The sequence below is a fragment of the Achromobacter sp. DMS1 genome, from assembly GCF_001270295.1.
Genome location: NZ_LHSJ01000247.1, coordinates 1 through 6,288, shown reverse-complemented (window position 1 = coordinate 6,288; position 6,288 = coordinate 1). Strand labels below are relative to the sequence as shown.

Below are 6,288 nucleotides of genomic sequence, written 5' to 3'. Positions count from 1 at the left end.
GGGGCTTCGAGGGGGGCGGGCCAGCTCGCGGTGAGGCGGTCGTGGGAGCGGGAGAGTGATGTGCATGGCGGCGCAGGGCGGCCTGGGGGTCGCGGGCCGCGATGGCGTCGATGACCTGGCGGTGTTCGTCGATGGGCGGCTGCCCAGCTGGCGGGGTTCTCGAAATAGTCGCCCAGCTTGACCGACAAGGGATTGTGGCGCTCGTCGAAGAGTTCGCCCACCACGCGGGCCAGCACGGCGTTGCCGGCGATTTCCGCCACGCGCAGATGGAACAGCCGGTCGCCGCGGATGGGCACGTTGCCGGCGGCCGCTTCGCGCGCCATGGCGTCCACCGCTGCGCGCAAGCCCTCGACGGCGGCGGGCACGGCATTCTGGGCGGCCAGCGCCGCCAGTTCGCCCTCGACGACCTGGCGCGCGCGTATGGTTTCGAGCGGGCTTTCGGCCGTGAGGCTGGCCTGCGGCGCGGCGCCCGGGCCGCGCACGTAAACGCCCGACCCCATGCGCACTTCGACCCAGCCCTCCACTTCCAGCGCGATCAGCGCCTCTCGCACCGAAGGGCGGGACACGCCCAGCTTGAGGGCCAGGTCGCGTTCCGGCGGCAGACGGGCGCCTTCGGGGAACTCCCCCGCCTCGATCAGCTCGCGGAGCTGGTCGGCAATCTGGCGGTATAGACGCCGGGGTTCGATGATCTGGATAGGCATGGGCGCCGGGTAAAAGGGTAAAGTGGCCTTACCAATTGGCCACTATGCTGCGCGCATGCGCCATGGGCGCACAATTAGGGTTTGCCCATGGATTCGCCCCCCTGGCGCCTTCCATATCTGTTAAAACCCCGCCAACCGGTTTTCTCGCCCAGCCATGTCCCATCCGCACTCCTCGCCCTACAAAAGCACCGGCGGCCTGCGCCGCATCCTGAATGCGCTGCGCTATTCGCTACAGGGCCTGCGGGCCGCCATCCGCTACGAGGCGGCTTTCCGGCAGGAGCTGGTGCTGGCCGTGCTGCTGATTCCGGCGGCCTTCTTCCTGGGCCGCAATACGGTGGAGGTGTTCCTGCTGGTCGCCACCGTGATACTGGTGCTGGTGGTGGAACTGCTGAATTCCGCCATCGAAGCGCTGGCCGACGCCCTGTCGGTGGAAACCCATCCGCTGCTGGGCCGCGCCAAAGACCTGGGCAGCGCCGCGGTGATGCTGATGCTGCTTTTCACGGTGGCGGTGTGGGCCGGCGTGGCGATCAGCCGATACCTCATGCACTGACCGGAAACGCCAGCCCCGGCCGCCGCCCGGAAGCGGCCGGCCCATCGCGGGCAGACCGCAATGTCCCGCAATCCCTGCCCGCCCGTATACTGGGAGCCATCATGCCTACATCGACGTCAGCCCCCTCCGAACGCATCGTGATCGTCGGCGGCGGCGCGGGCGGCCTGGAACTGGCCTCCCGCCTCGGCCGTGCGCATGGCCGCCAGCGCGTCACGCTGGTGGACAGCCGCCCCTTCCATATCTGGAAGCCCTCCCTGCACGAGGCGGCGGCGGGCACGCTGGACATCCACCAGGAGGGCCTGTCGTACCTGATGCTGGCGCATCTCAACGGCTTCAGTTTCGCGCAGGGCCGACTCGAAAGCGTGGACCGCGAGCGCCGGCTCGTCACGGTGGACGCCGTGCGCGACGATCAGGGCGAAGAAGTCCTGCCCCGCCGCGAGCTGGGCTACGACACGCTGGTGCTGGCGCTGGGCAGCGCCTCGAACTTCTTCAATACACCGGGCGCCGAGGCTCACGCCGTCACGCTGGACACCACCGAGAACGCCGAACAGTTCCGGCTGACCATGCTCAAGGCCATGGCGCTGGTGGACCAGGCCAAGGTGCGCGACCCCTCCTCGCGGCTGGACCTGGTCATCGTGGGCGGCGGCGCCACGGGCGTGGAACTGGCGGTGGAGCTGGTGGAAGCCAGCCACGTGGTCAGCGCCTACGGCCTGCCGAACTTCCGCGCCGAGCGCGACCTGGCGATCACGCTGGTGGAAGGCGCGCCGCGCATTCTCTCGGCCCTGCCCGAGAAGATCTCCACCGCCGCCACGGCGCGCCTGAAGGAACTAGGCATACGCGTGGAGACATCGTGCCGGGTTTCCGAAGTCACCGGCGCCTCGGTCAAGACCGCGGACGGGCGGGAATTTCCCGCCCAGCTCTGCATGTGGGCGGCGGGCATTCAGGGGCCCGCGGTGCTGCGCGGCCTGGGGCTGCCGCTCAACAAGCTGGGCCAGATCGAAGTGAACGAGCGGCTGGAGACATCCGATCCGCACATCCTGGCGCTGGGCGATTGCTGCGCCGCGCCCTGGCGCGACGGCCGCACCGTGCCGGCCCGCGCACAGGCCGCGCACCAGCAGGCCGAGTACCTGGCCAAGAAACTGGGCGCGCGCCTGCGCCATGCGCCGGAACCGTCTGCGCCCTATGTGTACGAAGACCACGGCTCGCTGGTTTCGCTCGGGCAGGACGCCGGCGTGGGCAGCCTGATGGGCAAGCTCGCGGGGCGGGGCCTGTTCGTAAGCGGTACACTGGCGCGCCTGATGTACATGAGCCTGCACCTGATGCACCACAAGGCGGTGCTGGGCGTCTCGCGCACCGCGTCCCTGGCGCTGGCCCGACTGCTCATGCGCCGCACCCGCCCGCGGGTCAAACTGCACTGAATCCCATGAATTTCCTGCAAAAACTCGAACACGCCTGGGCCGCCAGCCAATCGCTCCTGCAGGTCGGGCTCGATCCCGACCCGCAGCGCTTTCCGCGCGAGCTGCACGGCAAGCCGGACGCCATCTTCCAGTTCTGCCGCGGCATCGTGGACGCCACCGCGCCCTATGCGTGCAGCTTCAAGCCGCAGATCGCCTACTTTGCCGCGCACCGGGCCGAAGAGCAGCTCGAGGCCCTGTGCCAGCACATCCGCGACCAGCACCCCGACCTGCCCATCGTGCTGGACGCCAAGCGCGGCGACATCGGCTCCACCGCCGAAAACTACGCGCGCGAGGCGTTCGAGCGCTACCAGGCGCATGCGCTCACGGTGTCTCCCTACATGGGGCTGGATTCCGTCGAGCCCTATCTCGCCTGGCGCGATCGCGGCGTGATTGTGCTGTGCCGCACCTCCAACCCCGGCGGCTCGGACCTGCAATTCCTGAAGATGGAAGACGGCACGCCGCTGTACCTGCACGTGGCGGGCCTGGTGGCCGATAAATGGAACGCCAACGGCCAGTGCGGCCTGGTCGTGGGAGCCACTTTCCCCAACGAACTGGCCGCGGTGCGCCAGCGCATCGGCGACGCCGTGCCCCTGCTGGTGCCCGGCATCGGCGCGCAGGGCGGCGACATCACCGCCACGGTGAACGCGGGCGCCAACGCCGCGCGCGCCGGCATGATGATCAATTCTTCGCGCGCCATCATCTACGCCAGCGGCGGCGACGACTGGCGCGAAGCCGCCGCCCAGGCCGCCAAGGGCCTGCGCGACGCCATCAACGCGGTGCGCTGAGCCGCGCCCGCGGCGTCGAGGGCCGGCGCAAGCCGGCAGGCGCGCCCTCCCGGACAGCGCCGGCCTAGACCGGCTCGCCGATGAATTCCACGCACGCCCCGCAGCGCCGTAGTCCACGGCCGCCAGGCGCACCTGGGCGCGGTCGCCCCGGAATACGTGCGTAACGGCGCGGCTGCTGATGCCGTCGTCCACGCGCAGGGCGAATCCGAAGCACACCATGCCCACCGGCTTGCCCGGCGTGGCGCCGCCCGGCCCGGCGATGCCGGTGGTGGACACGGCCAGGTGCGCGCCCGGCGAGGCCAGCAGCACGCCGTTGGCCATTTCCAGCGCCACCGGCTCGCTGACTGCGCCGAAATGATGCAGGGCGTCGGGCGAAACCCGGAGTTCGGCGACCTTGGCCTCGTTGCTGTAAGTGACGAAGCCCCGGTCGAACCAGCCGCTGGAGCCTGCGATGGACGTGATGGCCCCGGCCAGCAGGCCGCCCGTGCAGGACTCCGCGGTGCCCAGCATCCAGCCGTGGCGCATGAGCGTTTCGCCCAGGCGCTCGGCCAGTCCGTGGATGGTGGCCTGCGCCAGCTGCGACGCCGACAGGCCGGACTGCGTGTACGCGGTTTGATCGCTCATCCGAAGACTCCTGTGCGCGCGGCCAGCGCCATGATGACCAGGGCATAGAACGCCGCGACGATATCGTCCCACATTACGCCGAAACCGCCCTTGAGGCGGGCGTCGAAAAACATGATGGGCGGCGGCTTCACGATGTCGAAGGTGCGAAACAGCACGAACGCCAGCGCCTGGGGCAGCAGCCCGGCCGGCGAGAACCACAGCACCAGCCAGAATGCCACCATTTCGTCCCAGACCATTCCGACGTGATCGGGCTGGTGAAGTTCCTTGCCCACGCGGTCGCAAGCCCAGCAGCCATAGAGAAACGCCAGCAACAGGAAAATGCCGATGTACAGGTCCGTTGCCGCGGGCGAGGCGGCTACCCAGATCGCCCAGGCCAGCAGCGTGCCCCAGGTGCCGGAGGCCGGACGGACCAGGCCAGGCCCTCGGCGAAGCTGGGCTTGATGATGTCTTCGATGACGGCTTCGCGGATGGTTTCCTGCGAAACTTCCGGCGCGTGCTGCGTGGACAGCACCACGGTGTCCACCTCGACCGGGCGGCCGTCCACGTAGCGGAAGGTCACCTGCGACTTGGCGTCAGGGCGCAGCCAGGGCAGGCGGCCGTCCTTGCGCAGCTCGCTCTGGCGCTGCACCAGGCGGTGCGCGTACCAGATCGGCGCGGGCATGAGATCGGGGGTTTCGTCGCAGGCGTAGCCGAACATCAGGCCCTGGTCGCCGGCGCCCTGGTTCAGGTAGTCTTCCGAGGTGCGGTCCACGCCCTGGGCGATGTCGGGCGACTGCTTGTCGTAGGCCACGAGCACGCCGCAGCCCTTGTAGTCGATGCCGTAGTCGGTATTGTCGTAGCCGATGCGGCGGATGGTGTCGCGGGCGACCTGGATGTAGTCGACGTTGGCGGTGGTGGTGATTTCGCCAGCCAGCACGACCAGGCCGGTGTTGCACAGCGTTTCCGCGGCAACGCGGGCATTCGGGTCCTGCGTGAAGATGGCGTCCAGAATCGCGTCGGAAATCTGGTCGGCGACCTTGTCGGGATGGCCTTCGGAGACGGATTCGGAAGTGAAGAGAAAATCGTTGTTGGCCACAGATGCGTCCTTACGTGTCCGGCAGAGCCGGTGCATGGGTTCACGAGGCGCGTTGCACCCCGGACCGCAAGGCAGACTGATCTGGGCGCGACGCTTTAGCGGATTTGGAAGGCCCGGAGCGATGCGCCGCCGGCCCGCCGTCGCCCCGCAAGTTGTCGGTTAACTCGGCGACAAAGACTATTTTAGGCGAAAATGCGCATCTCATGCTGGCGGCCGGGTTCTTTCCATATTCCCGGTCAACAGCATGAACATGCCCGATCTTCGTCCTTTGCCGCATGCTGCTCACCCTGTTTCGCCTGCTTGCCCGCCTGCCCCTGCCCGCCGCGCATGCCCTGGGCCGCGCGCTCGGCCTGGCCGCCTATGCCTGGCCCGGCAAGTACCGCGACCGCCTGCGCGCCAACGCGGCCCAGGCGGGCTACCCCGGCAATGCCTTTGCCCGCCGCGCCGCCGCGTAGACGGCGTATGATCCTGGAAATGCCGCGCGTCTGGTTCCGCTCCCGCCAAAGCCTGGCGCAGACCACCTCGGATGACTTCGACGCCGTGGTCGGGCCGGCGCGCGCCGAAGGCCGCGGCATCCTGTTCCTCACGCCGCACCTGGGCTGTTTCGAGATCACCGCGCGCTACGTGGCCCAGCGCCTGCCCATGACGGTCATGTTCCGCCCGCCGCGCAAAGACATGCTCGCGCCCCTGCTCGACACTGCGCGCAACAGCTCCAACGTGCGCGCCGTGCCCGCCACCCTGCAAGGCGTGCGCGAATTCGTGCGCACGCTGCGCAAAGGCGAGTGCGTAGGCATGCTGCCCGACCAGGCGCCGGGCGAGGGCGAAGGCGTGTGGGCGCCCTTCTTCGGCCGCATGGCCTACACCATGACGCTGCCCGGCAAGCTCGCCACGCAGACCCGCGTGCCGGTGATCCTCGTGGCCGGTCGTGCGCCTGCCGCGCGGCAAGGGCTGGCGCCTGCATTTCGTGCGCGTGCCCGAGCCCCTGCCCGAAGACCCCACGCAGCAGGCCGCTCTCATCAACGCCTCCATGGAAGCGGTGATCCGGCGTTATCCCGAGCAGTACCTGTGGAGCTACAACCGCTACAAGACGCCGCGC

The 6,288-nt window shown here is 69.0% G+C and carries 5 protein-coding genes and 4 pseudogenes; 5 read left to right on the top strand and 4 right to left on the bottom strand.

Annotated features, from left to right (window positions below):
- Positions 1 to 701: FadR/GntR family transcriptional regulator (locus tag AD428_RS21355; protein ID WP_369798808.1), on the bottom strand; the 701-nt coding region annotated here is incomplete at its 3' end.
- A 154-nt stretch (positions 702 to 855) separates the two neighbouring features.
- Between AD428_RS21355 and AD428_RS21350 the strand changes: the two genes are divergently transcribed.
- From AD428_RS21350 to pyrF, 3 genes are all read left to right on the top strand, one after another.
- Complete coding sequence (locus tag AD428_RS21350) at positions 856 to 1,251, top strand: diacylglycerol kinase (protein ID WP_053246517.1); 396 nt, start codon at positions 856 to 858, stop codon at positions 1,249 to 1,251.
- Positions 1,252 to 1,352: 101 nt separating this feature from the next.
- A complete protein-coding gene (locus AD428_RS21345; protein ID WP_053246516.1) occupies positions 1,353 to 2,669 on the top strand; it encodes an NAD(P)/FAD-dependent oxidoreductase in 1,317 nt (438 codons plus the stop codon).
- Between the two features lie 5 nt (positions 2,670 to 2,674).
- The gene (gene pyrF, locus AD428_RS21340) at positions 2,675 to 3,493 is read left to right on the top strand and encodes an orotidine-5'-phosphate decarboxylase (RefSeq protein WP_053246515.1); all 819 of its coding nucleotides are present in this window, start codon (positions 2,675 to 2,677) and stop codon (positions 3,491 to 3,493) included.
- Between the two features lie 64 nt (positions 3,494 to 3,557).
- On the opposite strand, the pseudogene AD428_RS25635 reads toward pyrF, so the two are convergent.
- A pseudogene (locus tag AD428_RS25635) lies at positions 3,558 to 4,018 on the bottom strand (CinA family protein).
- On the opposite strand from AD428_RS25635, the gene AD428_RS28520 reads away from it, so the two are divergent.
- Positions 3,945 to 4,109 (top strand): hypothetical protein, encoded by a 165-nt coding sequence (locus AD428_RS28520; protein WP_235491059.1) that lies wholly within the window; start codon positions 3,945 to 3,947, stop codon positions 4,107 to 4,109. The pseudogene AD428_RS25635 and the gene AD428_RS28520 sit on opposite strands and share 74 nt — an antisense overlap.
- A gap of 4 nt (positions 4,110 to 4,113) precedes the next feature.
- On the opposite strand, the pseudogene AD428_RS21330 reads toward AD428_RS28520, so the two are convergent.
- Together AD428_RS21330 and metK are read right to left on the bottom strand one after the other, a co-directional pair.
- Positions 4,114 to 4,539 (bottom strand): annotated as a pseudogene (locus AD428_RS21330) (phosphatidylglycerophosphatase A family protein); the annotation flags it as partial.
- Positions 4,533 to 5,192 (bottom strand): annotated as a pseudogene (metK, locus tag AD428_RS21325) (methionine adenosyltransferase); the annotation flags it as partial. The pseudogenes metK and AD428_RS21330, both read right to left, overlap by 7 nt.
- 275 nt (positions 5,193 to 5,467) lie before the next feature.
- On the opposite strand from metK, the pseudogene AD428_RS21320 reads away from it, so the two are divergent.
- Positions 5,468 to 6,288: pseudogene (locus AD428_RS21320) on the top strand (lysophospholipid acyltransferase family protein); the annotation flags it as partial.

Bases quoted from the DNA above. Each gene is read 5' to 3' on its own strand.
- AD428_RS21350 (WP_053246517.1), top strand. From the start codon at position 856: ATGTCCCATCCGCACTCCTCGCCCTACAAAAGCACCGGCGGCCTGCGC.
- AD428_RS21345 (WP_053246516.1), top strand. From the start codon at position 1,353: ATGCCTACATCGACGTCAGCCCCCTCCGAACGCATCGTGATCGTCGGC.
- pyrF (WP_053246515.1), top strand. From the start codon at position 2,675: ATGAATTTCCTGCAAAAACTCGAACACGCCTGGGCCGCCAGCCAATCG.
- AD428_RS28520 (WP_235491059.1), top strand. From the start codon at position 3,945: ATGGACGTGATGGCCCCGGCCAGCAGGCCGCCCGTGCAGGACTCCGCG.